This is a genomic window from Desertivibrio insolitus, assembly GCF_017355965.1.
Classification (GTDB): Bacteria; Actinomycetota; Actinomycetes; order Actinomycetales; family Microbacteriaceae; genus JAFIQW01.
In genome coordinates this window covers 1-26,113 of the sequence record NZ_JAFIQW010000002.1, presented here as the reverse complement: position 1 = coordinate 26,113, position 26,113 = coordinate 1, and the positions used below count along the sequence as shown (strand labels likewise).

Sequence of the window (26,113 nt, the reverse complement as noted above, 5' to 3'; positions counted from 1 at the left end):
TCAAATCGTACGAGCCCGACCTCCGAGTCCCGTGGCGGCTAGTCTTCGATCACTTCCCCGCAGCGTGATCGAAGGAGATCGTCGTGCGCAGCCCCTTCCCGGATCTCACGATCCCCGACGGCTCGGTCTTCGAGTACCTGTTCGGCGACCTCGGCGACGACGCCGACCGGGTCGTGCTCGTCGACGGCGAGTCGGGCGCTCCGACGACCCTCGCCGAGCTGCGCCGTCAGGTCGAGCGGCTGGCGGGAGCGCTCGCCGCGCGCGGCATCCGGCCCGGCGACGTCGTCGCCCTGCACAGCCCGAACGTGCCCGAGTTCGCGACCGCGCTGCACGGCATCCTGCGCGCTGGCGCCGCCGCCACGACCGTGAACGTCGCCGCGGACGCCGAGGAGTTGGCGGATCAGCTGCGCGACTCCGGCGCGTCGCTGCTGTTCACGGTCGGCGCCCTCCTGCCACAGGCCTCCGAGGCCGCCCGCGCGGCCGGCCTCGCGCCCGACCGCCTCGTGCTGCTCGACGGCGGCGAGGGGCACGCGACCCTGCACGACTTGCTCGCAGAGGACGCACCGGCTCCGGATGTCTCGCTCGATCCGGCCACGCACGTCGCCGTCATCCCCTACACCTCCGGCACCACCGACCATCCGATGGGCGCCTGCCTCACGCACCGCAACCTGATCGCCAACGTCGAGCAGATGCGCGCGGTCAACGACGCCTCGGCCGCCGACGTCGTGCTCGCGTCACAGCCGTTCTTCCACATCTACGGGCTCACGGTGCTGCTCAACCTCGCCGTGAAGCTGCGGGCGCAACTCGTCACGATGTCGGGGTTCGACGTGCCGCGCTTCCTCTCCCTCATCGAGCGGTACCGCTGCACCTACGTGTCGGTCGCGCCGCCCGTGGCCGTCGTGCTCGCGAAGCATCCGCTGGTCGACGAGCACGACCTCTCGAGCGTGCGCGAGGTGTTCTTCGGCGGCGCCCCGCTCGACGAGGGGCTCGCCGCCCAGGTGGAGGAGCGCCTCGACGTCGACGTGCGGCAGGGCTACGGGCTCACCGAGGCGAGTCCCGTGACGCACGTGGTGCCCTCCGACCGCGACGACATCTCGCGCGGCTCGATCGGGCTGCCGGTGCCGAATACCGAGGCGCGGCTCGTCGACCTCGACAGCGGCTTCGACGTCGAGCGGCCGCTGTCAGGGGCGAGCCGCGTCGGCGAGCTGCTCGTGCGCGGGCCGCAGGTCATGCTCGGCTACCTCGGCGACGCCGACGCGACCCGGCGGGTGCTCGACGACGACGGCTGGCTGCACACCGGCGACATCGCCCGCATGGGCGAGCAGGGCGAGTTCTACGTCGTCGACCGGTTGCGCGAGTTGATCCGGGTCGACGGCGAGCACGTCGCGCCGGCCGAGCTCGAGGCGCTGCTGCTGCAGCATCCGGAGATCGCCGACGCGGCGGTCGTGGGGGCGACGGATGACGCGGGGCGGGAGTTCCCGAAGGCGTTCGTGGTGCGGGCCCGCGACTCGGCGCTCGACGAGCAGGCCGTGCTCGAGTTCGTGGCCGAGAACGCCGACGAGCACAAGCGGGTGCGCGCCGTCGCGTTCGTCGACGCCGTGCCGAAGTCGGCGTCGGGGAAGATCCTGCGGCGGCACCTGCGGGGGCTCTGACCGACCGAGCCGAAGGGCCCGCTGCTCCGAACACCGCCCGACAGCGCCGGAACCGACCAGCCGTAGCTTCTCGCAGGTTGGCGCTGCATTAGTTTGGTCATGACCCGGGGAGGCGCGGTGCAGGCACGGCAGGAGCGCATGCTGCGCGCCGTGGCATCGGCCGGGGTCAGCACGATCGCGACCGCGTGTGCGCACAGTGCCGGCGGTGGGCACGTGCCCGAGCCGCTGATGCTCGCGACGGTGTTCGTGCTCGGCGTGCTGCTCTGCTTCGGGCTCGCGGGTCGCCGCGTCACCCTCCCCCGCCTGCTGCCGGGTGTCGCCGCCACGCAGCTGCTGCTCCACGCCGTGTTCACCGCGGCCGAGGGCACCGGGGGCGCGTCGGTGCCGGCGAGGCACGTCGTGCACCACGTCGAGAGCCTCGCCGCGACCGAACTCGTCGTCGCCGACGGCCACAACGACGGGATGCTCTGGGCCCACGTCGCCGCGGGGCTCGTCACGCTGCTCACGCTGCACGCCGGTCTCGGCGCGGTGCGGCAGCTGCTGCGCGCGGTCGCGGTGCGCGTCGTGGCGGTGCTCGCCCTCGTGCTCGGCGTCGAGCTGGGCGCGGGTCGCCTCGTGCGGCGGACGGGCGCGAACGACGCCCCGGCCGCGCTCGCCTCGCTGATCAGCGCGGCGACCAGGAGCCTGCGCGGACCGCCGAGCGCTCACGCCTCGCACTGACCGCGTCCTGCCGAACGGGCGGACGCGGCCTCCGTCGGCGCGCCGACGGTTCCCCTCCGCTTCTCGCACGCATCGCCGTGCCCTTCGAAAGGTTCCCATGCGCTCGCGCGCCCTGTTTTCCACCCTCGCCGGCACCGCCGGTTTCGCACTCGCCCTCGCGGCGCCCCTGCCCGCCTCCGCCCACGTCGAACTCGACGCCACCTCGACCGTGCCCGGGCAGATGAGCGTGCTCACCTTCGCGGTGGGGCACGGTTGCGCCGGCTCGGCGACGACCGCCCTCACGATCGGGTTCCCCGCCGAGGTGCCCACCGTCACGCCGACCGTCAAGCCCGGCTGGGACATCGCCGAGGAGAAGACCGACGCCGGCACGACGGTCACCTACACGGCGCAGACCCCGCTCGACGACGGCCTGCGCGACACGGTCGAGGTCTCGGCGCTGCTCCCGCTCGACGGGCGGCCCGGCGACGTGCTCGCCTTCCCGACTCTGCAGACGTGCGTCGAGGGATCGACCGACTGGAGCGAGGTCGCCGACGGCGGCACCGAGCCCCAGCATCCGGCCCCGACCCTGACCCTCTCGGCCGCGGAGACGCTCACCGCCTCGGCCGCGGAGACGGAGCAGGCCGCGGCTCCGGCCGAAGAGCCCGTCGACCGGACCGCGCGCTTCCTCGGCGCGGGAGCGCTGCTCGCGGCGGTCGTCGCGGTGGTCGTGCTCACCGTCACGCTGCGCCGCACGTCGGGAGCCCGCGGATGACGCTGAGCGCGCCGCCCCACGGGACCGCGCCCGCTCCGCAGCGCGCCCGGCCGGCGCCGTGGCTGGGGCCGCTGCTGCTGCGGCTGCACTTCTACGCCGGGATCCTCGTGGGGCCGTTCATCCTGGTCGCCGCGCTGAGCGGCGCAGGCTACGCCCTGACGCCGGCGCTCGAGCAGGCGGTCTACGACGAGAAGCTGCACGCCCCCGTGTCGGGGCCCGCGCTGCCCCTCGCCGATCAGATCGCGGCCGCCGAGACGGTCGTGGGCGACGACGGCGCCCTCGTCGCGGTGCGGCCCGCGCCCGAACCCGGCGACACGACGCGCGTGATGTTCACCGCCGAGGGGCTGCTCGACGGGCAGACTCGCGCGATCTTCGTGGACCCGGCGACCGCCGAGGTGCGCGGCGACCTCGCGGTCTACGGCACGAGCGGAGCGCTGCCGCTGCGAACGGCGATCGACCAGTTCCACCGCAGTCTCGGCCTCGGCGAGGTCGGTCGCGCCTACAGCGAGCTGGCCGCGAGCTGGCTCGGCGTCGTCACGCTCGTGGGGCTCGCGCTGTGGGTCCAGCGCTGGCGCACGGCGCGACGGAGGAGAGATCTCGTGCGGCCGGACCGCAAGGCCAGGGGCTACCGACGCATCTTTTTCTGGCACGCCTCGACCGGGGTCTGGCTCGCGCTCGGCGCCCTGTTCCTCTCCGCGACCGGCATCACGTGGTCGCAGTTCGGCGGCGCGAACGTCTCCGACCTGCGGTCGACGCTCGGCTGGCAGACGCCAACGCTCGACACCGCGCTCGACGGCTCGACGGCGGGCGGCGGCGAGCACGCGGGGCACCACGGCAGCGCGCAGGGATCGTCCGCGGACCTCGATCCCGCGACCTTCGACGAGGTGCTGGCCGTCGCGCAGACAGTGAACGTGAACACCGGGCTCGTTGAGATCAGGCCACCCGCGGACGCGGCGAGCGCGTGGACGGTCACCGAGATCAAGCGCAGCTTCCCGACCCAGGTCGACTCGGTGGCCGTGGACGGCACCACGCTGCAGGTGACCGACCGCACCGACTTCGCGGACTACTCCCTACCCGCGAAGCTCGCCCGCTGGGGTATCGACACCCACATGGGCTCGATGTTCGGTCTGCCGAATCAGCTGCTGCTCGCGGCCGCCGCGTTCGGGATCGCCGCGATGGTGGTCTTCGGCTACCTCATGTGGTGGAAGCGCCGTCCGACGCGCGGGTTCGGAAAGCCGGTTCAGGCGGGCGCGCTCGCCCGTGCGCCCTGGTGGGGCGTGCTCGCGGTCCTCGCCGTGGGCGCCGTCGTCGGGCTCTTCCTGCCCCTGCTCGGGCTGAGCCTCGTCGCGTTCGTGCTCGCCGACGCGCTCTTCGCCGCGACGCGCACGCGCACCGGCTGACATACGAAGAGGCGGGGAGCGCCATGCTCCCCGCCTCTTCGATCGTCTCGGCCGTCTAGTCCGCGTAGCTCGCCATCAAGGCGCGGATGTCGATGGGCTGAGTGGCATCCGGATCGAACGTCTCGGCGTCGTTCACAGTCCGACTCCCGTCGTCGCGAAGACCATCATGGCAACGGCGCTCACGGTGGCGACGAGCGCCGAGGACGCCATCACCAGGAGGGTGCGCTCCCGGGAGAGCTCCTCGATCTCGGTGAAACGGACCGTACCGGTCTGTGCGGTGCTTGCTCGCTTGGTCATGGCCCCGTCCTTTCCCTCGTCTCTGAAGTGTCTCGTCTATCTAGCATTTAGTCAAGCGAGGTTTTGTTGTCCGGCTGCTCAAAAAGGGGAGCGGCGGACCGGCCTGGCGAAACGTCGCCAGGTTGTCGCCCTTCATTCGGGGCCCTGCCCGTCATCGGTAGCCCTCGGCCTGCGCTCCCGGCTACCGGCGGCGACAAATGGACACCTCTGCGACGGTCGACCGGCCGTGGTGTTAGCGTGGGGCCACCGGACGCCGCACCAGCGGTGGTCTCGACGACGAACCAGCACAGGGCTGGCCGCGAGCGGCACCAGGGTGTCCGGGGATAGAGCAGTCGAGGCGCCTACGCGGTAGACCCCGACAGGAATCAGGCCGCGCCGTGGCCATCATGTCTCCGTTCTCCTTCGGAACCCCGACCTTCTCGCTACGCCGTCCGCAGCGCCGTGACGTGAGTCCCCTCGGACACAACGTCACCCTCGGGCGCGAGTGCCTCGGACTGAGCATCCCGCAGCTCGCCGCCGCCACCGGCGGCGTCGTGTCGGTGAGGACGATCAGCGCTCTCGAATCGGGTCGCCTGAGCGACCTCCGCACCGCCGAGCTCATGGCACTCGCCGACGCGCTGGAGGTGTGGCCGCATGAGCTCTGTTCGGAACTCCAGCACTACTACGCCTGAGCCATCGGGCGCCGAACCGCTCGCCGCGATGAGCCTCTCCACCGCACGGATGGGCACAAGCGAACGGTCGCGCCGGCGGCTCAACGCCTCGGTGGTCGTGATCGGTCTCTCGGCGCTCGCGGCATCGGCGAGCGCCGTGACGCTCATGGTCTGGGCGACGGTCGGACCGCTCTAGCCGCCTACGGCGTCAGAATCAGGGCCTCGCCCTGCCCGCCGCCGCCGCAGAGGCCCGCCGCCCCCACACCCCCGTCGCGGTGCACCACGTGCGCGAGGTGAAGGGCGAGCCGGGCACCGGATGCACCGACCGGATGCCCCAGGGCGATCGCGCCTCCCGCACGGTTGATGCGCTCGGGCTCGATCCCGAGGTCGTCGGCCGACTGCAGCACGACCGACGCGAACGCCTCGTTGATCTCGATCGCCGTGAGATCCGCGACGCTGAGTCCCTGCCGGTCGAGGGCACGCTTGATCGCGTTCGCCGGCTGCGAGTGCAGTGACCGGTCCGGGCCGGCGACCTGGCCGGCGGAGCCGATCTCGGCGAGCCACGCGACGCCGTGCGCCCTCGCCCAGCCCTTGCTCGCGACGACGACCGCGGCGGCCCCGTCGGTGATCTGCGACGCGTTGCCGGCCGTGACGCTGCCGCTCTCGCGGAACGCGGGCCGCAGCCGGGCGAGTACCTCCGTCGTCGTATCGGGGCGGATGCCGTCGTCGTCGGTCACCACGATCGGCTCGCCGCGTCGCTGCGGCAGCTCGACCGGGGCGATCTCGACCGCGAGCTCGCCGCTCGCCCGCGCGGCGTCCGCCCGCTGCTGCGACAGCGCCGCGTACTCGTCCTGCCGCTCGCGCGGGATTGCGAGCCGCTCGTTGCCCTCGTCGGTCGCCCGCCCCATGAGCAGGTGGTCGAACGGGTCGAGCAGACCGTCGTAGTAGAGGGAGTCCTCGAGGCTGCGGCTGCCGAGTCCGAACGGTTCGCGCGACTTGAGCAGCAGGTGCGGGGTGTTGGTCATCGACTCCTGACCGCCGGCGACGACGACGGATGCCTCGCCGGTGCGGACCAGCCGGGCCGCGTCGATCACCGCGGTGAGCCCCGACAGGCAGAGCTTGTTGATCGTGATCGTCGGCACGTCCCAGCCGAGTCCGGCGCCGATGCTCGCCTGCCGCGCAGGCCCCTGGCCTGCCCCGGCCTGGATCACCTGACCGAGGATGACGGTGTCGACGGCATCCGCGGGCACGCCGGTGCGCTCGAGGGCGGCGCGGATCGCGTGGGCGCCGAGCTCCGCGGCCGACAGGGCGGCGAAGGCGCCGTTGAACTTGGCGAACGGAGTGCGGGCGCCGCCGAGGAGCACGGGGGTGGTGTCGTCGCTCATGGGTCTCCTGCTCAGGCGAAGGCGGAACGGCCGGTGATCTCGCGGCCGAGGATGAGGGCCTGCACGGTCTCGGTGCCCTCGTAGGTGTGGGTCGCCTCGATGTCGGCGAAGTGCCGGGCGACGCGGTTGCGGAGGAGGATGCCGTTGCCGCCGAGCAGGTCGCGCGCATCCGCGGCGATCGAGCGGGCGGTGCGGGTGGCGCTGTACTTCGCGAGAGAGGCCTGCGGCCCGCGCAGCGCGCCGTCCTCGGCGAGGGTGGTAAGTGCCATCAGCAGGGTCTGCAGCTGGGTGAGCTCGCTCGCCATCCGGGCGAGCCGCTCCTGCACGATTTGCGCGGCGGCGAGCGGCCGCCCGAACTGCTGCCGCTGGCCGGCATAGTGCACGGCGGCCTCGTAGCAGGCGGTGGCGTGGCCGAGCGCCGACCAGGCGACGCCGAGCCGGGTCTCGACGAGGATGCGCGAGGTGTCCTTGAAGGTGTTCGCGCCGGGCAGCCGGGCGTCGGCGGGCACGAAGACGTCGTCGAGCCGCACGTGGGTCTGCCAGATCGCGCGCAAGGCGACCTTGCCGGTGATGGTCTCGGCGCGGTACCCCGGAGTCGACTGCGGCACGAGGAACGCGTGCACGGCGCCGTCGTCGCCGCGGGCCCAGACGACAGTCACGCCGCCGACGCCGCCGTTGCCGATCCACTTCTTCTCGCCGTTCAGCACGAAGCCGCCGTCGACACTCGTCGCGGTGGTCTCGAGCGCGACGGAGTCCGAGCCGTGGGTGGGCTCGGTCAGCGCGAAGGCGCCGAGCTCCTCGCCGCGGGCGAGCGGGCCGAGCCACCGCTCCCGCTGCTCGGGCGAGCCCAGCATCGAGATCGTGCGCATCGTCAGCCCGCCCTGCACGGCGAGCATCACCCCGACCGACCCGTCGCCGCGGGTGAGCTCGGCCTGCACGAGGCACGCGGCGAGCAGGCTCTGCCGGGCGAAGCCGGGCACGTCGATCCCGTCGCGCAGCAGGTCGAGTTCGCCGAGCCGTCGCACGAGGTGCAGTGGATACTCCGCGCGGTCCCAGTACGCGTCGATGACGGGCAGCACCTCGTCCTGCACGAAGCGCCGCGCGCGGTCGCGGTACTCCCGGGCATCCGCCGGCAGGTCGCGGAAGACGCCCGCCAGGTCGGGGTCGAGCGGCTCGGTGAGCCGGTAGTCCGGTTCGGCGACCCCGACGCTTCCGCGAGGTCGCTCGGTCGTCGTCCCAGTCATCCGTCCTCCTCGACGCCGCTCGGTGATCGAGACGCTACCTCAGCGGATGCCGCCGCGCTGGGTCGTCACGCCTTGGGCCCGCCGGCGACGTAGAGCACCTGGCCCGACACGAACGAGGCCTCGTCGGAGGTGAGGAAGGAGGCCGCCGCGGCGATGTCCTCGGGCACCCCGGTGCGCCGAACGGGGATCTCCTTCGCCACCTCGACGAGGTAGTCCTCGAACGGCACGCCGACCCGCTCGGCGACCGCGCGGGTCATCTCCGTCGCGATGAATCCGGGCGCGATCGCGTTCGCGGTGATCCCGAAGGGCCCGAGCTCGATCGCGAGCGTCTTCGTGAAGCCCTGCAGCCCGGCCTTCGCGGCGGAGTAGTTGGCCTGGCCCCGGTTGCCGAGCGCGCTGGTCGACGACAGGCTGACGATCCGCCCCCACTTCGCCGCCACCTGATGCGTCTGCACCGCCCGGGTCAGCAGGAAGGCGCCGCGCAGGTGAACCGCCATGACGGCGTCCCAGTCGTCCTCGCTCATCCTGAACAGCAGGTTGTCGCGCAGGATGCCGGCGTTGTTGACGAGCACGGTGGGCGGGCCGAGTTCGGCGGCGACCCGCTCGACCGCGGCCGCCACCTGCGCGGCATCCGTCACGTCGGCCCCCACGCCGATCGCGCGGCCGCCCGCCTCGGCGATGCGCGCGACGGTGTCGCGCGTCGACTCCTCCGTCAGGTCGAGCACCGCGACGGCGCGACCGTCGGCGGCGAGCCGGGTCGCGATGGCGGCGCCGATGCCGCGGGCGGCGCCCGAGACGAGGGCGACGCGCTGCTCCCCCGGCATCCGGCTGCTACCCGGCATCCGTCTGGTCCCCCGCCCGCTCGAGACGCAGCGTCACCCCGCGCACCTCGGGTCCGACGACGGTGCCGACGATCTTCTCGCCGAAGCGGTCGTACTTGCGGTGGTACTCGGCGTCGAGGTCGGCGTGCACGGCATCCGCCGCATCCACGTGCTCGAAGCGCACGTCGCCCTCGACCCCGCCCGCCCGCACGTATCCGCTGCCGCTCTCGACGGCGCGGCGGTACCAGCCGCTCTCGGGACCGTAGGCGGAGCGCACGTAGAGCCCGTCGCCCACCCGCACGACCCAGATCGGGATGAGCTTGCGCAGCTCGCCGCCCGGCCCGCGCGAGGTGATCTCCAGTTCCTCCGCCGCCCCGATCGCCGCCAGTTCGTCGCCGGTCCACTGCTCCGCCATGTCGCTCCCCTCCGAGGTCCGTTCCCGTCCAGTCTGTCGGCTCCGGCCGCCGGGGCTAGCGTTGCAGCACGAGTACTTCGAAGGAGAGGGCATGACCGCGAGCATCCGCGACGTTCACGAGCGACGACGCCTCGGCACGGACGGTCCGGAGGTGACGGGCATCGGCATCGGCGGCAGCCCGCTCGGCGGCGGACGGATGCGCGACCTGTACGGCCACGACACCGCGGCGAGCGACGCCGTCGACACCGTGCTCGCGGTTCTCGAGGGGCCCTTCAACTTCCTCGACACCTCGAACAATTACAGCGAGGGCGAGAGCGAGCGCCGGATCGGCGAGGCCATCGCCCGGCGCGGGGGTTTGCCCGAGGGCTTCGTGCTCGCGACGAAGGTCGACGGCGACCCCTCGCGGGGCGACTTCAGCGCCGCGCGGGTGCGCGACTCCATCGCGGAGAGCATCGACCGCCTCGGCGTCGACCGTTTCCCGCTCGTGCACCTGCACGACCCGGAGCACTTCCTCGACGTCGAGACGGCACTGACGGAGGACGGCCCGGCGCGCGCCGTCGTCGAGCTCAAGGAGCAGGGCGTCGCGGCGAGCATCGGCATCGCGGGCGGCACCGTCAGCGAGATGCTCGGCTACGTGCGGTCGGGCCTCTTCGACGTGCTCCTCACCCACAACCGCTACACGCTGCTCGACCGCTCGGCTCGGCCGCTGCTCGAGGAGGCGCGCGAGCGCGGCATGGGGGTGCTCAACGCGGCGCCGTTCGGCGGCGGCATCCTCGCGAAGGGCCCGTCGGTGCTCGACCGCTACGCCTACGGCATGGGCTCGCCGGAGCAGCTCGACGCGGCCCGGCGGATGGAGCGGGCGTGCCTCGCCCGCGACGTGCCGCTCGCCGCGGCCGCCCTGCAGTTCTCCACGCGCGACGCGCTCGTCGACTCGACGATCGTCGGGGTGTCGAACCCGAGGCGCCTGCAGGAACTCGAGCGCTACGCGAGCATCGAGGTGCCCGACGACCTGTGGGACGAGCTCGAGCGGTTGACGCCGCCCGAGGAGAGCTGGATCCGCGACTAGGAGACGGCGGCGAGGGCCCTCGTGCGTCTCGTCCACAGCGTCACCGCGATGACGAGTGCAACCCCGATCACGGTCAGAACGCCGGAGGCGGCGAAGACCCCGCGGTAGCCGAGCACGCTCGCCCCCGCGATGCTGATGATCGGCCCCGCCAGCACGCCGCCGAGGCGGACTGTGTTGGTGAAGAGGCTCGAGGCGAGCCCGGGCTTCGGGATGATCTGCTGGAACAGCGACAGCCCCACGCCCTCGAGCGAGGCGAAGAACCACGCGTTCAGCACCTGCAGGGCGACGAGCAGGATCGGCCCCGTGACGGAGAAGCCCATGCACGTGAAGTAGACGGCACCGACCACGCAGCCCTGCACGACGAGCGCCCACGCCGGGAACCGCTCGGTGAGCCGCGCCACCAGCAGCAGCGCGGGGATCTCGAGCCCGGCGGAGACGCCGAGGGTGATGCCGGCCCACTCCACGCCGAGGCCGAGCGACCGCGTCGTGAACAGCGCCATCGACGTGACCGCCGCGCTGTTGCTCGCCTGCAGCACGACGAAGGCCAGCACGATGACCGCGATCTTCGCGCGACCGAGCGCTTCGAACTCCTCCTCGAGGTCCTCGCCCACCCGATCGCCGCTCGTGGCGGCGGGGCGGCGCTCCGACCGCAGCATCATCAGCGCCGTGAGCACGTTGAGCGAGGCGATCACGAGGATGGCGCCGAGCTCCGCCCGCGCACCGAACGCGGCGATCAGGAACGTGGCGAGCGGCGGCCCGCCGACCCACGCCAGCGAGAACAGGGCACGCGCACGCACGACATCCGCAGGTCTCCCGCCCGCCTTGCGCAGCTGGGCGAACAGCAGCGGAACCCCGCCCGCCGCGGGACCGCCGAGCAGGGCGAGCGCGAGCACGACGACCGTCAGCGACGCGGTCGAGAACAGCACGACCGCGAGCGCGAGCGCCGAGATCCCGCTGACGACGACCCAGCGCAGGTAGTCGCTGCGCCGGTCGGCGACGCGCGCGACCACGAGCGACCCGACGAGCCCGCTGATGTTGTAGACGGCGAGGATGCCACCGACCTGCGCCGCCGTCGCGCCGAACAGCTCGACGAGCAGGAACGCCAGTGCGGGATTCAGGAACGAGAACTGGAAGCCCCACAGGAACATCGCCAGAGGAGGCAGCATCCGCTTCTGCACGCGATCACCCGGCCCTTCCACCTGTCTCCGGCCCACAACGGTGAACGAGCCCGAACCAGCTTGCCATTCATGAGGAGTGCTCGCTGCGGACCGGGACGCCGGAATCAACCCCCCCGGCCGATCTCGGATGAATTGCGGCCGACGAGGGTAAGCAGGAAACATGAGACACGTCACGATCGCCGACAAGTCACTGCTGATCGGCGACGAGGCGGCGGCCGCCCTGCTGCAGTACGCGGCCCTCATGGGCAAGCTCGGCTCGAGCGACGTCGTCGAACTCTCGGCGATCGGCGCCGACGGCGAGACCGTCGAGGCCTCGTTCCTGCTCAACAGCGGGACGGTGCTGATGGTCGAGAGCTCGCGCTCGAAGCTGCCGGAACCCGACAACGACGCATCGACCGCCTACATGAACGACCGGCTCGCGTTCTACTCGGCCGACCCTCAGACGATGGGATACCCGCAGGTCGACGACGACGAGGATCAGGCGTCATGACATCGGATCGATTCGGATGCAACGAATCCTCAGTTCCTTCTATAGTCTCTGTTCGCCCCCTCGTCGGGGCCGCTGGAAGCCACTAGGAGCACTCGAACGATGACGGATGCCGGGCAGGAGAGTCAGGTCGTCGACCTCGTCGCGGCCGTCCACCGCCTTCGGCAGGCCGACGCCGACCTCAGCGATCGCCGCCGCGAGGTGACGGGACGAGGGCACACCGACACCCGGGCCCTCGATCTCATCCGCGCCGCCGAGGCGGAATCGCTGCCGCTGACGCCCAAGGAGCTCGCGGCGCAGCTGCGCATCTCGACCGCCTCCACCACGATCCTGCTCGACCGGCTCGCCCGCGACGGGCTCGTGGAGCGTCGGCCGCACCCGCGCGACCGGCGCTCGATCCACATCCACCCGACCGAGGGTCGGGAGAACGACACCGTCGATCCGGTGCCCGACGTCATCGCCGGCGCCGCCGACGGGCTGAGCGAGGAGGAGCGGGCGGTCGTCGTGGGCTACCTGCTGCGCCTGTCGGAGGCGCTCGAGGCGTCCTATCGCCCCGCAGAGGCGAGCCAGCAGCCGTCCCGGCGGCAGCCGATCACCTGAGAGCAGCGCCGCGGCTCTGAGAAGCGCTCATAAACTGGGGTGTGGTCACATCGACGTCGGTCCCCCCGTCCGCACCGAGACGCCTCGGTCTCGTCGCCGCGGTGCTGATCGCCGCCACGCTCGGCGGCTGTGCGGTGAACGAGGAACCCGCCACGAGCGGTGAGGGACTGCAGGGCGCGATTGTCGGCGCCGGGTCCTCGGCTCAGGCCATCGCGCAGGAGGTGTGGATCGCCGACTTCCAGACGCAAAACCCCGGCGTGCGCATCGACTACGACGCGGTCGGCTCCGGCGCGGGCCGCGAGCAGTTCATCGACGGCGCCACCGACTTCGCGGCGTCCGATGCCGCGCTGAGCGACGACGACCTCGAGCGCGACTTCGCGTCGTGCGCGCCCGGCTCGAAGGCGATCGACCTGCCGGTCTACGTCTCCCCGCTCGTGCTGATCTTCAATCTCGAGGGGGTGCCCGAACTGGGCCTCGACGCCGCGAGCATCGCCGGCATCTTCTCCGGACGGATCACCGCCTGGAACGACCCCGCGCTCGTCGCCCTCAATCCCGGCGTCGCCCTGCCCGAACTCCCGATCGCCGCGGTGCACCGCTCCGACCCCTCGGGCACGACCAAGAACTTCGCCGACTACCTCCACCAGAACGTGCCGGATGTCTGGACCGACGAGCCCGCCGACGAGTTCCCGTACCCGGGCGAGGCCGCGCAGGGCAACTCCGGCATCGTGAACGCGGTGATCTCGGGCAACGGTACGATCGGCTACGTCGACGCCTCCCGCGCCGGCGACATCCCGGTGGCGTCACTCGCGGTCGGCGACTCCTTCGTCGACTACTCAGCCGAGGCGGCATCCGCGATCCTCGACGTGTCACCGCTCGCCGAGCGTCCGAACCCGTTCGACCTCGTGGTCGAGGTGGACCGCACGAGCACCGCGGAGGGCGTGTACCCGCTCGTGCTCGTGAGCTACATCATCGCGTGCGAGGAGTACGAGGACCCGGCCCTGTCGGAGCTCGTGCGGCAGTACATCGCCTCGACGATCAGCGACGAGGGCCAGCAGGCCGCGGCGGAGGTCGCTGGGTCTGCGCCGCTGTCGGCGGAGTTCGCGGCGCGGATCGCGGAGGCGGCGGCGTCGATCCGCTGATCCGCGTGGCCGCCGCCGGCCCAGGCATCCGGGGATGCGTGCCCTAAGGGAGGAGAAACAGCCAGTTCCGGTCGAATCCGGACCGGAACGGCCGATATCTCCTTCGTCAGGCGCACCCGAACGTCAGGACCCGAGTACAGGTTCCTAGTCCCTCCGCGCGGCGCGTGCCCCTACGGCGCGAGCAGCGCCGCCACCGCCACGAGTGCCGGCACGCTCAGCACCGTCGAGAGCAGCACGCTGTCGCGCGCCACGATCTCCCCGCGCTCGTACCGTTGCGCGTAGTTGAACACGTTCTGTGCCGTCGGCAGCGCCGCGAGCACGACCACGCCGAACAGCGCGGCGTCGCCGAGGTCGAGCAGGAACCGTCCGGCGAGGAACGCCACGACGGGCATCACCGCGACCTTGAGCAGCACCGCGAGCAGGATGTCGCGGCGGCCGGTGCCGGGCGCGAGCAGGCGGGAGCCGCTCAGTGACATCCCGAACCCGATCAGCATGAGCGGCACCGCGCCGCCGCCGACGATGCGGAAGGGTTCGAGCACCGGATCCGGCAGCGCGAACCCGGGGAAGGCGAGGCCGACCAGCGCGACGGTCACCCCGAGCAGCGACGCGACGATGATCGGGTTGGTCACCGGCTGCAGCAGCACCCGCCGCACCGAGACGCGTCCCCGCGTGGACGCGTCGAGCAGCGTCAGCGCGATCGGGGTGAACACCAGCAGCTGCAGCAGCAGCACCGGCGCCGAGAGCGCCGCGCTGCCGAGCACGTACACCGCGATCGGGATGCCGATGTTGTTCGCGTTCACGTAGCCGGCGCACAGCGCGCCGATCGTCACGGCGCCGACCGACCTGCGCCAGACCAGCGCGGACACCGCGACGTGCAGCAGCATCGGCACCACTGCGGCGATCGCCGAGGCGAGCAGCACCTCCGAGAACAGCACATGCACGTCGGCCTCGGCCAGCACAGTGAAGAGCAGGCACGGCGACAGCACGAAGAACACGATGCGGCTCAGCACGGTCCTCGCGCCGTCGCCGAGGATCCCGAGACGCCCGACGACGTAACCGATCGCGATGATCGTGCCGATGACCGCGAAGCCGGTGAGTACTCCGCTCATCGTGGCCATTCTCCCCGTCGCACGACAGGGGTTCGGTCACGGCAGCGGCGCCGGGGCCCTTGCCGCCCCCGGCGCCGCGCGTGACCCGTCAGTGAGCGACGGGGGTCTTGTCGTTCTCCCGGTCGGCCTGCTTGGCGTGCCGGCGGGCGACGAGGCGGCGGGTGAGCGAGGGCCCCGCCGCGAGCAGGGCCGCGAACACGAGGATCACGACGCTGATCGGGTGCTCGAACAGCACGAGGAAGCTGCCCTGACCGATCGCCGACGTCTGCACGAGGGACTTCTCGAACAGCGGACCCAGCACCAGCCCGAGCACGAGCGGGGCCATGGGCAGGTCGACCTCCTTCATGATCCAGCCGATGATGCCGAACACGAAGACGATGAGGACGCTGAAGAAGTTGTTGCTCACCGCGTAGGCGCCGACGAAGCTCGTCAGGAGGATGATCGGGTACAGGTAGCCGTACGGGATGCGCAGCATCTGGCCGAACACGGGGGCGAGCGGCAGGTTCAGCACGAGCAGCAGCACGTTGCCGATGAAGAACGACACGAGCAGTCCCCAGATCAGGGTGGGCTGCGTCTCGAACAGCAGCGGTCCGGGCTGCAGGCCGTAGATCGTGAAGGCGCCGAGCAGCACAGCCGTCGTGCCACCGCCCGGGATGCCCAGCGCGAGCGTCGGCACGAAGTTGGCGTTCGCCGCGGCGTTGTTCGCGCTCTCGGGGGCGGCGACGCCCTCGATCGCTCCCTTGCCGAACTGGTCGCGATTCTTCGAGACCCGCTTCTCGATCCCGTACGACATGAACGACGCGAGCGTCGAGCCGGCCCCGGGGAGGATGCCCAGGATGAAGCCGACGCCGCTGCCGCGGAGGATCGGACCGACGCTGCGCTTGAGCTCCGACCGCGTGATCATGAGGTCGCGGAACTTGGTGCGGATCGGTGCGGCGGCGCCGACGCGGATCTGGTGCAGCACCTCACCGACGGCGAAGAGACCGATCATCACCTCGACGAACGGGATGCCGCTCAGCAGGTCGACGTTGCCGAAGGTGAACCGGGCGCTCGAGAATCCGGTCGCGACGCCGACCGTCGAGATGAGCAGGCCGAGCGCCGCCATCATGAGGCCGCGGGAGAACGCCCCGCCGGCGAAGCTGACGACGATCACGAGTCCGAGGATCATGATGGCGAGGTTCTCGACGGGCCCGAACTGCAGGGCGAGGTTCGCCAGCGGCGGCGCGAGTGCCATCAGCAGGGCGAGCGAGATGATCGCCGCGATGAACGATCCGATCGCGCTGATGGACAGTGCCGCGCCGGCCCTGCCGTTGCGGGCCATCTTGTAGCCGTCGAGTGTCGTCACGACACTCGCGGCCTCTCCCGGTGTCGAGATCAGCACCGAGGTGATCGTGCCGCCGTACTGCGCGCCGTAGTAGATGCCGGCGAGCATGATCAGCGCCGTGACGGGCTCGAGGGTCAGCGTGAGCGGGATGAGGATCGCTACGCCGGTGGTCGAGCCGAGGCCCGGCAGCAGGCCGATGACGGTTCCGGCGAAGACGCCGATGAAGCACCAGAAGATGTTCTCGGGCGTGAACGCCGTCTGGAACCCGAGAATGAGGTTCTCGATCATGGGTCAGAACCCTCCGAAGACACCCTCGGGCAGCGGCACCCGAAGGAACGTGACGAAGATCAGGTAGACGACGACGCACGTGACGACCGTGACGAGGAGCGACGGCAGCCACTTGCGGCGCTCCACGAAGACGGCGATGACGAAGAGCATCAGTCCGAAAGCGGGGATGAATCCCAGCACCTGCACGAGGGCGAGGGTCGCGACGAGGACGCCGAGCACGATGGCGAGCATCCGCGTGCGCTGACTCTGCGTGCGGCCGAAGATGTCCACGTCGGACTCGGCGGCCAGGTCGGCCGCGAGCTCCTCGTCGGCTCCCGCGACCTCCTTCAGCGGGTCGTGCTCGGGCACGCGCTTGAGGCGCCCCATGACGTCGAGCACCGCGAACAGTGCGACGAGGGATCCGGCGAACACCGGAAGGAACCCGGGGCCGACCTCGCCACCGTCCACGAACATGCCGTAACCGGTGCCGCCGAGGACGGCCGCGATCCCGATGACCGCGAGAACGATGCTGGCGCCGAGGCCGGCTCTCCGGGCTGTGATCATTCCGCGAACACCTTCTCCAGGTCGGCGCTGTTGCCCTCGAGGTACTCGACGAACTCGTCGCCGTAGACCGCGTTGGCCTGCATCACGTTCTCTTCGATGTAGCTGTCGTAGGCGTCGGTCTCGGCAAACGCCTGAGCGGCCTCGATCCAGTACTCGCGCGCCTCGTCGCTGATGCCACCGGGAGCGATGAAGCCGCGGAACTGCGCGAACGAGACGTCGACACCCTGCTCCTTGGCGGTGGGGATGTCGGCGAGCGCCTCGTACTCGTAGCGCTCCTCCGAGAAGGCGCAGAGCGCCTTGAGGTCGCCGGACTCGAGCTGGCCGAGCACCTCGGAGGGGTTGAGCGACGCGACGTCGACCTGGCCGCCGAGCAGCCCCGCGAGCACCTCGGAGCCGGATTCGAAGGGGACGCGGTCGAACTCGACGCCTTCCGCGTCCTCGACGAGCGTGAACACGATCTCGTCGAGGCTCGTCGCGCCGGAGACGGCGGCGACGACCCGGTCGCTGGACGCCGCGTCGACGACGTCTGTGCAGGTCTCCCACTCCGAATCGGCGGGCACGACGAGGAGGGTGTAGTCGTCACCGAGCTTCATGATCGGCGTGAAGCTCTCGTAGGAGAACTCAACGTCCTGGGTCAGGGGCAGGGCGAGAAGCGCGGTCTCCGAGGCGAGCAGGTAGTTGGGGTTGCCCTCCTGCCCGAGGAAGAACGAGTAGCCGACGGCGCCGGAACCGCCCTCGCGGTTCTCGACGCTGATGTTGAGGCTCGTGCCCTCCTCGAGTCCCGCTGCGATGGCGCGACCGGACTGGTCACTGCCGCCGCCCGCACTGAAGGGGACGATCATGCGGACGTCGCCTGACGGCTCGCCCGAGGACGAGGCGCTCGCTCCGCCTCCGGCGCAGGCGCCGAGGGTGAGGATGGCAGCCGTGCCGAGAGCTGCTGCTCCGACTGTTCTGGACTTCATTGTCTCTCCTGTGATCGCGGGGCCTCTGTGACCCGTCGTGGAAATCCTATCGGATATTTGATTCAGCGCGAAGCGCCGGTGCGAGGTCGAAGGGAAGCCGTTGCTTCGTCCAGTACCTCGGCGAACGCTCGGGGGTCGTGGGCACGACGCCCGAGGAAGAGGCCGTCGACGTCGGGCAGCTCGGCGAGCAGGCCCGGTCCGGCGGTCCCTCCGTAGATGACGAATGCGGGCGCACCGTGCTCGTCGGCGAGGGCGACCCGGATGCCGGCGACGACGTCGTTCACGTAGGCGGGGTCCGCCGGGCGCTCCGCGCCGATCGCCCACACGGGCTCGTAGGCGAGAGCGACCCGCGACAGTTCCGCTTCCCTGTTCCGCAGTGCGTCGAGCGTCTGCTCCACGACCAGGCGCACGGCCTGTGCCGCGGGCACCCGCTCGGTCTCCCCCACGCACAGCAGCGGCTGGAGGCCGGCATCGAGTGCGGCGGCCGCTTTCCGTGCGACGACCTCGTCCGTCTCCGCGAACAGTGCGCGGCGCTCCGCATGACCGATCTCCGCCATGCGCACACCGAGTTCCGCGAGCAGCCTCGGCGAGGTCTCACCCGTGAGCGCCCCCTCCCCCCATGCGATGTCCTGCGCCCCGATGAGCGCGCCGAGCGGCGCGAGCCGTTCGACCGCTGCGGGGAGCACGGGATCGCTGGGGATGACGAAGACCTCGACGCCGTGCGCATCGTGTTCCTCGAGCACTCGCGCGATGTCGTCGAGCCACTCGAGCGACCGGTGCCAGCCGAAGTACGCCTTCGTGCTGACGCCGAGGTGGAGGGCGGGGGCGGCCGTCATCCGCGGACCGGCATGCGGCGGGACGCGATGGCGACCGCCAGGTCGAACGCGTGCTCCGTCGCGCCGGGGTCGGCGATGCCCTTGCCCACGATGTCGAACGCGGTGCCGTGCGCCGGCGTCGCGATGACGACCGGGAGGCCGCCCTGGATGGTGACGCCGCGGTCGAAGCCGATGAGCTTCATGGCGACCTGACCCTGGTCGTGGTACATCGTGACGACCCCGTCGAAGTCGCCGCGCTTGGCGGCAAGGAACACCGTGTCGGAGGGGAAGGGGCCCTTGGCGTCGATGCCCTCGGCGACGGCGGCCTCGATGCCGGGAGCGATCTCGTCGATCTCCTCGCGGCCGAAGTTCCCGTTCTCGCCGGCGTGGGGGTTCAGCGCGGCGACCGCCAGCCTCGGCGACCCCAGCCCGGAGTCACGGAGCGTCTCGTGCAGAAGCCGGATGGCATCCGTCACGGCGGGAGCCTTGATGCGGGCCGCGACCTCCGAGAGGGCGACGTGGCTCGTGACGCGCGCGGTGGTGAGTCCGGGAAGGATGTTGAGCTCGCTCGTGACGCCGGTGTGACCGAGCTCCTTCGCGAACCAGCGCAGTTCGTCCTCCTCGTGCATGCCCGCGAGGTGGAGACTCGTCTTGTTGAGCGGGGCGAAGACGATCGCGCCGATCTTGCCCTCGCGGGCCAGCGCGAGGCCGCGCAGCAGCTGGTGCTTGACCCGCTGTCCCGCCTCGACGCTCACCTGCTTGGGAGGGATAGGGGTGGTCGGCGCGGTGCCGTCGTCGAGGACGACGGCGAAGCCCGGCGTCGGCTCGTCGGCGATCGGGATCTCGACCCCGGCGGCGGCGGCCGCCGCCTCGACCTCGCTGCGGTCGGCCAGCACGTAGACCTCGGCCTTCTGCAGGGTCTCCGGGCGCGCGAGCAGCTTGGCGGCGAGCTCGGGACCGACGCCGGCGGGGTCGCCGAGGGTCAGGGCGATGGCGGGACGCGCGGTCATGCGGAGGCTCCTTCGTAGGCGCAGATGGCGGCGACCTTCGGCGCCGAGGCGGAGGTGGGGTCGAAGCGGAGGTCGAGCCATTCCCGCACGAGCTTGCGCGCGAGTTCGAGGCCGATGACCCGCTGACCCATCGTGAGCACCTGGGCGTCGTTGCTCAGCACGCTGCGCTCGACAGAGTAGCTGTCATGCGCAGTGACGGCGCGGATGCCGGGAACCTTGTTGGCGGCGATGGCCACGCCGAGGCCGGTGCCACAGATCAGCAGAGCACGGTCGGCATCGCCGGCGGCGACGATGCGGGCCGCCTCGACGGCGACGTGCGGATAATCGGTGGCGCCGTCCTCGGCGACTCCGACGTCCACCACCGACGCGACGCGCGGGTCGTTCTCGAGCTCGGCCTTGAGGGCGGTCTTGTAGTCGTAGCCGGCGCTGTCACTGCCGACGACGAGGCGCAACTGTTCTGTCACGTGCTTCGTCCTTTCACTCACTGGCGGGCGAAGGCGGCGGGCGCCGCCTCCGCGATGGTCTGCGCGACGCGGGCGAGAGAGATCGCCCCGGCATCCGGATGCCCGATGCTCTTCTCGGCCAGGGGCCGAGCGCGGCCGAGCCGCGGCCGGAGGTCGGCGGTCGCCGCGGCGGCCGCGGACGCGGAGGAGGCGGCCTCGCGCCAGGCCTCGCCGAGACTCGCGCCGCGCTCGAGGGCCGACGAGAGGGTGGCCACGAGCGGCGCGAAGGCGTCGATCATCGTCTTGTCGCCGACTTCGGCGCCCCCGAGGGCGCGCATGGCGTCGAGGGCTGCGCCGGTGGCGTCAGCGATCGCGGTCTCGTCGACGGATGCCGAGCGGGCGAGCGTCGCCCCGGCAGCCTGCAGCGCGACTCCCCACAGTGCGCCCGAGGTGCCTCCGGCATGCTCGGACCAGGCGTCGCCCGCCTCGATGAGCAGGGCGCCGATCCCGAGTCCGTCGGCCGCGGCCTGCTCGGCGGCCTGCGTTGCGGCGACGATTCCGCGGGCCATGCCGATGCCGTGGTCGCCGTCGCCCGCGATCGCGTCGATCCGGCCGAGCTCCTCCTCGGACTCGAGAAGCATCGAGCGCACCGCCTGGGTGACCGACAGCGCAGCCGAAGCGGCGGCGCGGTGTCCCTCGGGCTCCGCTACGTGCTGGTGAACGCCGCGTGCCCGCTCGTGCCCCTCGGTGTCGACCGGGGCGCTGATCGCACCTCGGCGGAACGCGGGGGTGTCGGCGGGAGCGGCCCACAGCTCGAGCAGTTCGGCGTCGGGCCAGAACAGGGTGAGCGAGACGCCCGCCATGTCGAGACTCGTGACGAGCTCGCCGCACTCCGGCTGCAAGACCGCCACCCCACGCTCGGTCAGCACGTCGACGACGTCCCCGAACAGCACGAAGAGCTCGTCGTACTTGATCGATCCGAGCCCGTTGAGCAGCACGACCGCTTCGTCGCGCGCTCCCTCGGGTCGCTCGGTGAGCAGACGATCGACCAGCAACTCCGCGAGAGCGCGAGCCGAGGGAAGAGGCTGCTCGGAGATGCCGGGCTCGCCGTGGATGCCGAGACCGACCGACATGACGCCCTCGGGAACGGTGAACAGGGGCTCGCTGGCCCCGGGCAACGAGCAGCCGCTGAACGCGACGCCGAACGAGCGGGTGCGCGCGTTGGCCGCGATCGCGACGCGCTCCACGCCGTCGAGGTCGTAGCCCGCCTCGGCCGCGGCTCCCGCGACCTTGAACACGACGAGGTCGCCGGCGACACCGCGACGGCGTTCGATCTCTTCGCGGGGCGCGCTGGCGATGTCATCCGTCACGCGCACGGTGCGAACGTCGATGTGCTCGGCGCGGAGGCGCTCCTGCGCCTGCGTGAAGTTCAGCACGTCGCCCGCGTAGTTGCCGTAGGTGAGCAGCACCCCTGCGCCCCGCTCGACGTCGCGGGCGACACGGTAGACCTGCCCGGCGGAGGGCGAGGCGAACATGTTGCCGCACGCGCTGCCGGAGGCGAGCCCTGGTCCCACGAGACCAGCGAAGGCGGGGTAGTGGCCGGAGCCGCCGCCGACGACGACGGCGACCTGGCCGTCGGGGATGACGGTGGAACGCACCACTCCTCCGTCGACGCGGCGCACGTAGCGCGAGTTGGCGGCGACGAAGCCCTTGAGGGCCTCGTCGGCGAAGCTGGTCGGATCGTTGTAGAGGCGGGTCATCCCACGTGCTCCTTCAGTACGTCGGCGGACTGGACGGCACCGAGCGCGGGCTCGGAGGGCAGAAGAGTGCGCAGGTAGCGCATGTTGCGGGCGCTGATGCCGAGGCCGTCGCCCCCGTAGTGCTCGCAAGTGATGACCCCGTCGAAGCCGAGGGCGACCGCGTCCCGGATGGCCGTGCGGTAGTCGACGACGCCGAGCTCGAGCGGGGCGGGGGTGGTGACGATGGCGCCGGTCAGCGGGTCCTCGTCGCGGGTGTAGTTCTTGACCTGCCAGTAGTTGGCGTAGGGCAGCGTCTTCGCGAGCATGTCTTGCCAGCGCTCCACGGGACGGTGCAGACGGAGGAGATTGCCGATGTCGGGATTGATCCCGACGTTCGGCAGATCGACGTCCTCGATGAACCGCACCGCGCTGTCGGCGGTGCCGAAGAAGGTGTCCTCGTAAAGCTCGATCGACACGAGCAGCCCGGCGTCGGCCGCGTGCCGGCCGAGCTCGCTGATCCTGGCCACGGCTCGGGCCCACGCGGTGGGGTCGTCGACGTCGTCGGCCGCCCCCGCCGCATTCCAGAACCAGAGCTGTTCGCGCTGCGCCGCCGTGAGCGGCTGGTGGAACCCGATGGAGAGCACGCCCGCACCGAGTTCGGCCGCCGCGTCGATCGTGCGGTGCGCATAGGCGAGGTTCTCCGTCCCGGCGACGGGATCGGCGACGCTCCGCCGCGTGATCGACACGGCGGGCACCGTGAGGGAGAGATGCCGCAGGGCCGAGGCGAACTCGGCGTGACGGGCGGGGGTGAGGTCGCCGATCCGCAGCCAGCTGTCGGTGAGATCGACGTTGTCGAAGCCGACGCGACCGACTTCCGACAGGGTCTCGACCCAGCTCTCGACGGGGGCGTCCTGCACGGAACTCCCGTCGCGCAGCGTGCCCGGGAACTGCAACAGGGCAGCGGCAATCGGCCAGGTTTCAGCGGTGTACGCCATGTCACTCCATCGTGCGGATCGTGTTTCCTATAGGAAATAGTAGCGCACGAGGACGCGCGGAAGCGAGCGTTCGCGACGGCCGCTCGTCAGGCGGTGGGAAGCGTGCTCGCCTCGGCGATAGCGCGCTGCTTCACGGAGCAGACGTGGTCGTGCATGGCCGTGAACGAGGCGTCACCGTCGGCGGCGGCGATCGCGTCGATGATGCGCTCGTGCTCGCTGACGGCAGCGTCGGCATCGCTGACGTCGAGACCGCCGAACAGGCGGAAACGCTGCACGTGTCCGCCGAGGGCGGTGTACGAGGCGAGGAGGAAACGATTGCCGGCACCCTCGGCGATGAGCCGATGGAACCGCTCGTCCGCCTGCCAATAGGACGCGAGGGACTCGCCCTTGCGCTCCCGGTAACGGGAGAGCGCGCCGTTGGAGTCGCGCAGTCCGCGCACCAGGTCGGCGTCGCCTGCGGCTCCCGCCATCCGCGCGAGCTGCGGCTCGAGGGCGATGCGCGCCTCCATCAGTTCCGCCAGCTCGTCGGGGCTGAACAGAGGCGCGACCCGATATCCCCGCAGCGCTTCACGCACGACGAGTCCGGTCGACTCCAGACGAGCCAGCGCTTCGCGGATCGGAGTCTGCGAGATGGACAGCTCCCGCGAGAGCGCGTCGATGTTGAGGCTCTCGCCGGCGGCGAGACGGCCGTCGACGAGGCTCGTCATGAGCGTCTCGTAGACGTGATCGGCGAGCACCTGGCGCGCCGGTGCCCGATCGAACCTCGACGCCGCTGCCACGTCGCGATCCTATATGGCTGCGCACCGGAAGCGACCGGATGCTCAGCGGCACTGGGCGGGGAATGACGCACAGCGAACGGTGGTTGACATGTCAACAACCGGTACGTTGCGATCGGCACGGTTACGAAGGAGCATCATGAACGGGATCGAGTTCGGCATCGACAGCTTCGGCGATCGGCCGAGAGACGACGAGGGCCGCGTGATGTCGCACGCGCAGGCGATCCGCGCCACGGTCGACGAGGCCGTGTTGGCCGATCAGGTCGGCATCGACGCGGTGGCTCTCGGCGAGCACCACCGACCCGAGTACGCCATCTCCACTCCCGAGACCGTCCTCGCCGGAATCGCCACCCGGACCTCTCGCATCCGGCTCGGGTCCGGTGTCACCGTGCTGAGTTCGGACGACCCCGTGCGCGTCTTCCAGCGCTTCGCGACGGTCGACGCCCTCTCGAACGGACGGGCTGAAGTCATCCTCGGCCGTGGCTCGTTCACCGAGTCGTTCCCGCTCTTCGGCTTCGACATGGCCGACTACGACGTCCTCTTCGAGGAGAAGATCGACCTCTTCCACCGGCTGCTCGACGAGGGTCCCGTCACCTGGCACGGCACCACGCGGGCCGCTCTCGACGGGGCAGAGGTGTACCCGAAGACCGAGTCGGGACGATTGAAGACCTGGGTGGGCGTCGGGGGCTCGCCGCAGTCCGTCATCCGCACGGCCCGCTACGACTTCCCGCTCATGCTCGCGATCATCGGCGGCGCCCCTGCCCGCTTCGCGCCGTACGTCGATCTGTACCGACGAGCGGCGGAACAGCTCGGCACGACGGCGCACCCTGTCGGCATGCACTCCCCCGGCTTCGTCGCCGAGACCGACGAGGAGGCCAAGCGGCTCTTCTATCCCGGCTACCGCGAGATCCGCGACCGCATCGGCGCGCTGCGCGGGTGGCCACCGCTGCGCCGGGAGGAGTTCGACGCGGAGGTGGCCGAGGGCTCGCTCTACGTCGGCTCCCCGGAGACGGTGGCGCGGAAGATGGCGAGCGCGATCCGGGCTCTCGACGTCGGCCGCTTCGACCTCATCTACTCCTCTGCCGGAACAGTCTCGGCCAGCGCGCGACTGCGAGCGGTCGAGCTCTACGGCACGCGTGTCATCCCGCTCGTGCGCGACCTGCTCGCCGAGCAGAGCACCTCCGTGGCGGTGGTCCGATGAGCACGGTCGGAATCCTCGGCGCGGGCAAGGTCGGCACAGTGCTCGCGCGGCTCGCCGTCGCGGCGGGGCACCGGGTGCTCGTCGCCGGCTCCGGCGATCCGGCGAAGATCGCGCTGACCGTCGAGGTGCTGGTGCCGGGCGCGGAGGCCGTGTGGGCGGCGGATGCCGCGACCCACAGCGACGTCGTGATCCTCGCCCTTCCGCTCGGCAAGTACGAAACCGTGCCGGTGGAGCAGCTCGCCGGCAAGCTCGTCATCGACGCCATGAATTATTGGTGGGAGGTGGACGGCATCCGCGACGACCTGGGAGACCCCCGGCTCTCGACGAGCCGATTGGTGCAGGAGCACCTGCCCGAGGCCACGGTCGTCAAGGCGTTCAACCACATGGGCTACCACGACCTCGACGGAGAGGCGCGCGGAGCAGGGGCGCCCGGGCGCAAGGCCATCGCGGTCGCGGGCGACGACGAGCCTGCGGTGACAGCGGTCTCCGCGCTGGTCGACGAGCTCGGCTTCGATCCGGTGCGGGCCGGCGGGCTCGACGACGGCATCCTGCTCCAGCCGGGGATGCCGACCTTCGGCGCGAATCTGCCGGCGCCTCAGCTCGAAGCACTGATCGCGGAACAGTCGACTGAAGAGGAGAGCGTGACTCGAAGCTGAGCCGCCCCGCGCTTCCGGTCGCCCTGTTCAAGCAAGGAGCGAGTGCGCGCGACCGCGGAGATCGCTAGCGTCATCTCCGAACACCGGAGTTTCCAGGAAGCAGGGCAGCATGAGCGATTACGCGGTCATCGATCCGTCGACGGGTGAGCGGGTCGAGGAGTTCGAGGTCATCTCGGAGCAGGACCTCGCGTCCGCGATCGGCAGCGCACACGAGGCGTACACGACGTGGAGTCGCACCACGACCGCGGAGCAGCGGGCAGCGCTGATCCGCCGGGTCGCCGAACTGCACGTCGAGCGCAAGGACGAGCTCGCCGAGATCATCGTGCGGGAGATGGGCAAGCCCCTCGCCCAGGCCGTGGGCGAGGTCGAGTTCGCCGCGGACATCTACGCCTACTACGCCGACAACGGCCCCGGCTTCCTCGCCGACGAACCCATCCAGGTCGACGA

Annotated in this window: 29 protein-coding genes; 13 read left to right on the top strand and 16 right to left on the bottom strand. The window is 71.1% G+C overall.

The features are described 5' to 3' along the window. The first annotated feature begins 83 nt into the window (after nt 1–83). The 4 genes from JUB10_RS04135 to JUB10_RS04120 all read left to right on the top strand — a co-directional run bounded on the left by JUB10_RS04135 (nt 84) and on the right by JUB10_RS04120 (nt 4,523). Nucleotides 84–1,652 carry an AMP-binding protein gene (locus tag JUB10_RS04135; RefSeq protein ID WP_307859085.1) on the top strand — a complete coding sequence of 523 codons (1,569 nt, stop codon included), beginning with the start codon at nt 84–86 and terminating at the stop codon, nt 1,650–1,652. A gap of 99 nt (nt 1,653–1,751) precedes the next feature. Continuing rightward, entirely contained in the window at nt 1,752–2,372 is a 621-nt protein-coding gene (locus JUB10_RS04130; protein ID WP_207454441.1) for a hypothetical protein, read from the top strand. Between the two features lie 97 nt (nt 2,373–2,469). Then, a complete protein-coding gene (locus tag JUB10_RS04125) occupies nt 2,470–3,123 on the top strand; it encodes a YcnI family copper-binding membrane protein (RefSeq protein ID WP_207454440.1) in 654 nt (217 codons plus the stop codon). Further along, the gene (locus JUB10_RS04120; protein WP_207454439.1) at nt 3,120–4,523 is read left to right on the top strand and encodes a PepSY-associated TM helix domain-containing protein; all 1,404 of its coding nucleotides are present in this window, start codon (nt 3,120–3,122) and stop codon (nt 4,521–4,523) included. The genes JUB10_RS04125 and JUB10_RS04120 overlap by 4 nt, the downstream gene beginning before the upstream one ends. Before the next feature lie 132 nt (nt 4,524–4,655). On the opposite strand, the gene JUB10_RS04115 is transcribed toward JUB10_RS04120, so the two are convergent. Continuing rightward, nucleotides 4,656–4,820 (bottom strand): hypothetical protein, encoded by a 165-nt coding sequence (locus JUB10_RS04115; RefSeq protein ID WP_207454438.1) that lies wholly within the window; start codon nt 4,818–4,820, stop codon nt 4,656–4,658. A 446-nt stretch (nt 4,821–5,266) separates the two neighbouring features. On the opposite strand from JUB10_RS04115, the gene JUB10_RS04110 reads away from it, so the two are divergent. Both JUB10_RS04110 and JUB10_RS14830 read left to right on the top strand, forming a co-directional pair. Further along, nucleotides 5,267–5,491 (top strand): helix-turn-helix domain-containing protein, encoded by a 225-nt coding sequence (locus tag JUB10_RS04110; protein ID WP_207454437.1) that lies wholly within the window; start codon nt 5,267–5,269, stop codon nt 5,489–5,491. 49 nt (nt 5,492–5,540) lie between these two features. Beyond that, the gene (locus JUB10_RS14830; protein ID WP_278250305.1) at nt 5,541–5,666 is read left to right on the top strand and encodes a hypothetical protein; all 126 of its coding nucleotides are present in this window, start codon (nt 5,541–5,543) and stop codon (nt 5,664–5,666) included. Between the two features lie 4 nt (nt 5,667–5,670). Here JUB10_RS14830 and JUB10_RS04105 read toward each other — a convergent pair whose 3' ends face one another. From JUB10_RS04105 to JUB10_RS04090, 4 genes are all read right to left on the bottom strand, one after another. Further along, nucleotides 5,671–6,855, bottom strand: coding sequence for an acetyl-CoA C-acyltransferase (locus JUB10_RS04105; RefSeq protein WP_207454436.1), 1,185 nt, complete (start codon nt 6,853–6,855; stop codon nt 5,671–5,673). 11 nt (nt 6,856–6,866) lie between these two features. Beyond that, nucleotides 6,867–8,099, bottom strand: a complete 1,233-nt coding sequence (locus tag JUB10_RS04100) for an acyl-CoA dehydrogenase family protein (protein ID WP_207454435.1) — start codon at nt 8,097–8,099, stop codon at nt 6,867–6,869. A 65-nt stretch (nt 8,100–8,164) separates the two neighbouring features. Beyond that, entirely contained in the window at nt 8,165–8,941 is a 777-nt protein-coding gene (gene fabG / locus JUB10_RS04095) for a 3-oxoacyl-ACP reductase FabG (RefSeq protein WP_242682154.1), read from the bottom strand. Further along, nucleotides 8,931–9,335 carry a DUF2255 family protein gene (locus JUB10_RS04090; RefSeq protein ID WP_207454434.1) on the bottom strand — a complete coding sequence of 135 codons (405 nt, stop codon included), beginning with the start codon at nt 9,333–9,335 and terminating at the stop codon, nt 8,931–8,933. Before JUB10_RS04090 ends, fabG begins: the two co-directional genes overlap by 11 nt. 91 nt (nt 9,336–9,426) lie before the next feature. Here JUB10_RS04090 and JUB10_RS04085 point away from each other — a divergent pair, with 91 nt between their 5' ends. Beyond that, nucleotides 9,427–10,401 carry an aldo/keto reductase gene (locus JUB10_RS04085; RefSeq protein WP_207454433.1) on the top strand — a complete coding sequence of 325 codons (975 nt, stop codon included), beginning with the start codon at nt 9,427–9,429 and terminating at the stop codon, nt 10,399–10,401. Here the strand turns inward: JUB10_RS04085 and JUB10_RS04080 are convergent. Beyond that, nucleotides 10,398–11,567 carry an MFS transporter gene (locus tag JUB10_RS04080; protein ID WP_207454432.1) on the bottom strand — a complete coding sequence of 390 codons (1,170 nt, stop codon included), beginning with the start codon at nt 11,565–11,567 and terminating at the stop codon, nt 10,398–10,400. The genes JUB10_RS04085 and JUB10_RS04080 overlap by 4 nt on opposite strands. 172 nt (nt 11,568–11,739) lie before the next feature. Between JUB10_RS04080 and JUB10_RS04075 the strand changes: the two genes are divergently transcribed. The 3 genes from JUB10_RS04075 (at nt 11,740) to pstS (ending at nt 13,805) form a co-directional block, all read left to right on the top strand. Further along, complete coding sequence (locus JUB10_RS04075) at nt 11,740–12,069, top strand: hypothetical protein (RefSeq protein WP_207454431.1); 330 nt, start codon at nt 11,740–11,742, stop codon at nt 12,067–12,069. A 99-nt stretch (nt 12,070–12,168) separates the two neighbouring features. After that, entirely contained in the window at nt 12,169–12,666 is a 498-nt protein-coding gene (locus JUB10_RS04070) for a MarR family winged helix-turn-helix transcriptional regulator (RefSeq protein ID WP_207454430.1), read from the top strand. A 41-nt stretch (nt 12,667–12,707) separates the two neighbouring features. Beyond that, nucleotides 12,708–13,805 (top strand): phosphate ABC transporter substrate-binding protein PstS, encoded by a 1,098-nt coding sequence (gene pstS / locus JUB10_RS04065; protein ID WP_207454429.1) that lies wholly within the window; start codon nt 12,708–12,710, stop codon nt 13,803–13,805. 170 nt (nt 13,806–13,975) lie between these two features. Here pstS and JUB10_RS04060 read toward each other — a convergent pair whose 3' ends face one another. The 10 genes from JUB10_RS04060 to JUB10_RS04015 all read right to left on the bottom strand — a co-directional run bounded on the left by JUB10_RS04060 (nt 13,976) and on the right by JUB10_RS04015 (nt 23,812). Next, nucleotides 13,976–14,914: an AEC family transporter gene (locus JUB10_RS04060; protein WP_207454428.1), complete on the bottom strand. Its 939-nt coding sequence runs from the start codon at nt 14,912–14,914 to the stop codon at nt 13,976–13,978. Nucleotides 14,915–15,002: 88 nt separating this feature from the next. Beyond that, nucleotides 15,003–16,526 (bottom strand): tripartite tricarboxylate transporter permease, encoded by a 1,524-nt coding sequence (locus JUB10_RS04055; protein ID WP_207454427.1) that lies wholly within the window; start codon nt 16,524–16,526, stop codon nt 15,003–15,005. 3 nt (nt 16,527–16,529) lie between these two features. Further along, on the bottom strand, nt 16,530–17,069 hold the full coding sequence (locus tag JUB10_RS04050) for a tripartite tricarboxylate transporter TctB family protein (protein ID WP_207454426.1): 540 nt from the start codon (nt 17,067–17,069) through the stop codon (nt 16,530–16,532). After that, nucleotides 17,066–18,031 (bottom strand): tripartite tricarboxylate transporter substrate binding protein, encoded by a 966-nt coding sequence (locus JUB10_RS04045; protein WP_207454425.1) that lies wholly within the window; start codon nt 18,029–18,031, stop codon nt 17,066–17,068. The genes JUB10_RS04050 and JUB10_RS04045 overlap by 4 nt, the downstream gene beginning before the upstream one ends. A 62-nt stretch (nt 18,032–18,093) precedes the next feature. Continuing rightward, complete coding sequence (locus JUB10_RS04040; RefSeq protein ID WP_207454424.1) at nt 18,094–18,867, bottom strand: triose-phosphate isomerase family protein; 774 nt, start codon at nt 18,865–18,867, stop codon at nt 18,094–18,096. Beyond that, nucleotides 18,864–19,856 carry a 4-hydroxythreonine-4-phosphate dehydrogenase PdxA gene (locus JUB10_RS04035; protein WP_207454423.1) on the bottom strand — a complete coding sequence of 331 codons (993 nt, stop codon included), beginning with the start codon at nt 19,854–19,856 and terminating at the stop codon, nt 18,864–18,866. The genes JUB10_RS04040 and JUB10_RS04035 overlap by 4 nt, the downstream gene beginning before the upstream one ends. Next, nucleotides 19,853–20,320: a ribose-5-phosphate isomerase gene (locus JUB10_RS04030; RefSeq protein WP_207454422.1), complete on the bottom strand. Its 468-nt coding sequence runs from the start codon at nt 20,318–20,320 to the stop codon at nt 19,853–19,855. Before JUB10_RS04030 ends, JUB10_RS04035 begins: the two co-directional genes overlap by 4 nt. Nucleotides 20,321–20,337: 17 nt before the next feature. Next, nucleotides 20,338–22,059, bottom strand: coding sequence for a dihydroxyacetone kinase family protein (locus JUB10_RS04025; RefSeq protein WP_207454421.1), 1,722 nt, complete (start codon nt 22,057–22,059; stop codon nt 20,338–20,340). Further along, on the bottom strand, nt 22,056–23,033 hold the full coding sequence (locus JUB10_RS04020; protein ID WP_207454420.1) for a sugar phosphate isomerase/epimerase family protein: 978 nt from the start codon (nt 23,031–23,033) through the stop codon (nt 22,056–22,058). Before JUB10_RS04020 ends, JUB10_RS04025 begins: the two co-directional genes overlap by 4 nt. A gap of 86 nt (nt 23,034–23,119) precedes the next feature. Continuing rightward, nucleotides 23,120–23,812, bottom strand: coding sequence for a GntR family transcriptional regulator (locus tag JUB10_RS04015; protein WP_307859084.1), 693 nt, complete (start codon nt 23,810–23,812; stop codon nt 23,120–23,122). A 136-nt stretch (nt 23,813–23,948) separates the two neighbouring features. Between JUB10_RS04015 and JUB10_RS04010 the strand changes: the two genes are divergently transcribed. From JUB10_RS04010 to JUB10_RS04000, 3 genes are all read left to right on the top strand, one after another. Then, nucleotides 23,949–25,010: an LLM class flavin-dependent oxidoreductase gene (locus JUB10_RS04010; RefSeq protein ID WP_207454419.1), complete on the top strand. Its 1,062-nt coding sequence runs from the start codon at nt 23,949–23,951 to the stop codon at nt 25,008–25,010. Further along, nucleotides 25,007–25,666: an NADPH-dependent F420 reductase gene (locus JUB10_RS04005; RefSeq protein WP_207454418.1), complete on the top strand. Its 660-nt coding sequence runs from the start codon at nt 25,007–25,009 to the stop codon at nt 25,664–25,666. The genes JUB10_RS04010 and JUB10_RS04005 overlap by 4 nt, the downstream gene beginning before the upstream one ends. Nucleotides 25,667–25,775: 109 nt before the next feature. Then, the coding region (locus JUB10_RS04000) for an aldehyde dehydrogenase family protein (protein ID WP_207454417.1) at nt 25,776–26,113 on the top strand (338 nt) is incomplete at its 3' end.

What these genes read in the sequence shown, in the direction of transcription:
- JUB10_RS04130 (WP_207454441.1), top strand. Translation starts at nt 1,752, where the DNA reads ATGACCCGGGGAGGCGCGGTGCAGGCACGGCAGGAGCGCATGCTGCGC.
- JUB10_RS04125 (WP_207454440.1), top strand. Translation starts at nt 2,470, where the DNA reads ATGCGCTCGCGCGCCCTGTTTTCCACCCTCGCCGGCACCGCCGGTTTC.
- JUB10_RS04120 (WP_207454439.1), top strand. Translation starts at nt 3,120, where the DNA reads ATGACGCTGAGCGCGCCGCCCCACGGGACCGCGCCCGCTCCGCAGCGC.
- JUB10_RS04115 (WP_207454438.1), bottom strand. Translation starts at nt 4,820, where the DNA reads ATGACCAAGCGAGCAAGCACCGCACAGACCGGTACGGTCCGTTTCACC.
- JUB10_RS14830 (WP_278250305.1), top strand. Translation starts at nt 5,541, where the DNA reads ATGGGCACAAGCGAACGGTCGCGCCGGCGGCTCAACGCCTCGGTGGTC.
- JUB10_RS04105 (WP_207454436.1), bottom strand. Translation starts at nt 6,855, where the DNA reads ATGAGCGACGACACCACCCCCGTGCTCCTCGGCGGCGCCCGCACTCCG.
- JUB10_RS04100 (WP_207454435.1), bottom strand. Translation starts at nt 8,099, where the DNA reads ATGACTGGGACGACGACCGAGCGACCTCGCGGAAGCGTCGGGGTCGCC.
- fabG (WP_242682154.1), bottom strand. Translation starts at nt 8,941, where the DNA reads ATGCCGGGTAGCAGCCGGATGCCGGGGGAGCAGCGCGTCGCCCTCGTC.
- JUB10_RS04090 (WP_207454434.1), bottom strand. Translation starts at nt 9,335, where the DNA reads ATGGCGGAGCAGTGGACCGGCGACGAACTGGCGGCGATCGGGGCGGCG.
- JUB10_RS04085 (WP_207454433.1), top strand. Translation starts at nt 9,427, where the DNA reads ATGACCGCGAGCATCCGCGACGTTCACGAGCGACGACGCCTCGGCACG.
- JUB10_RS04080 (WP_207454432.1), bottom strand. Translation starts at nt 11,567, where the DNA reads ATGCTGCCTCCTCTGGCGATGTTCCTGTGGGGCTTCCAGTTCTCGTTC.
- JUB10_RS04075 (WP_207454431.1), top strand. Translation starts at nt 11,740, where the DNA reads ATGAGACACGTCACGATCGCCGACAAGTCACTGCTGATCGGCGACGAG.
- JUB10_RS04070 (WP_207454430.1), top strand. Translation starts at nt 12,169, where the DNA reads ATGACGGATGCCGGGCAGGAGAGTCAGGTCGTCGACCTCGTCGCGGCC.
- JUB10_RS04060 (WP_207454428.1), bottom strand. Translation starts at nt 14,914, where the DNA reads ATGAGCGGAGTACTCACCGGCTTCGCGGTCATCGGCACGATCATCGCG.
- JUB10_RS04055 (WP_207454427.1), bottom strand. Translation starts at nt 16,526, where the DNA reads ATGATCGAGAACCTCATTCTCGGGTTCCAGACGGCGTTCACGCCCGAG.
- JUB10_RS04050 (WP_207454426.1), bottom strand. Translation starts at nt 17,069, where the DNA reads ATGATCACAGCCCGGAGAGCCGGCCTCGGCGCCAGCATCGTTCTCGCG.
- JUB10_RS04045 (WP_207454425.1), bottom strand. Translation starts at nt 18,031, where the DNA reads ATGAAGTCCAGAACAGTCGGAGCAGCAGCTCTCGGCACGGCTGCCATC.
- JUB10_RS04040 (WP_207454424.1), bottom strand. Translation starts at nt 18,867, where the DNA reads ATGACGGCCGCCCCCGCCCTCCACCTCGGCGTCAGCACGAAGGCGTAC.
- JUB10_RS04035 (WP_207454423.1), bottom strand. Translation starts at nt 19,856, where the DNA reads ATGACCGCGCGTCCCGCCATCGCCCTGACCCTCGGCGACCCCGCCGGC.
- JUB10_RS04025 (WP_207454421.1), bottom strand. Translation starts at nt 22,059, where the DNA reads ATGACCCGCCTCTACAACGATCCGACCAGCTTCGCCGACGAGGCCCTC.
- JUB10_RS04020 (WP_207454420.1), bottom strand. Translation starts at nt 23,033, where the DNA reads ATGGCGTACACCGCTGAAACCTGGCCGATTGCCGCTGCCCTGTTGCAG.
- JUB10_RS04010 (WP_207454419.1), top strand. Translation starts at nt 23,949, where the DNA reads ATGAACGGGATCGAGTTCGGCATCGACAGCTTCGGCGATCGGCCGAGA.
- JUB10_RS04005 (WP_207454418.1), top strand. Translation starts at nt 25,007, where the DNA reads ATGAGCACGGTCGGAATCCTCGGCGCGGGCAAGGTCGGCACAGTGCTC.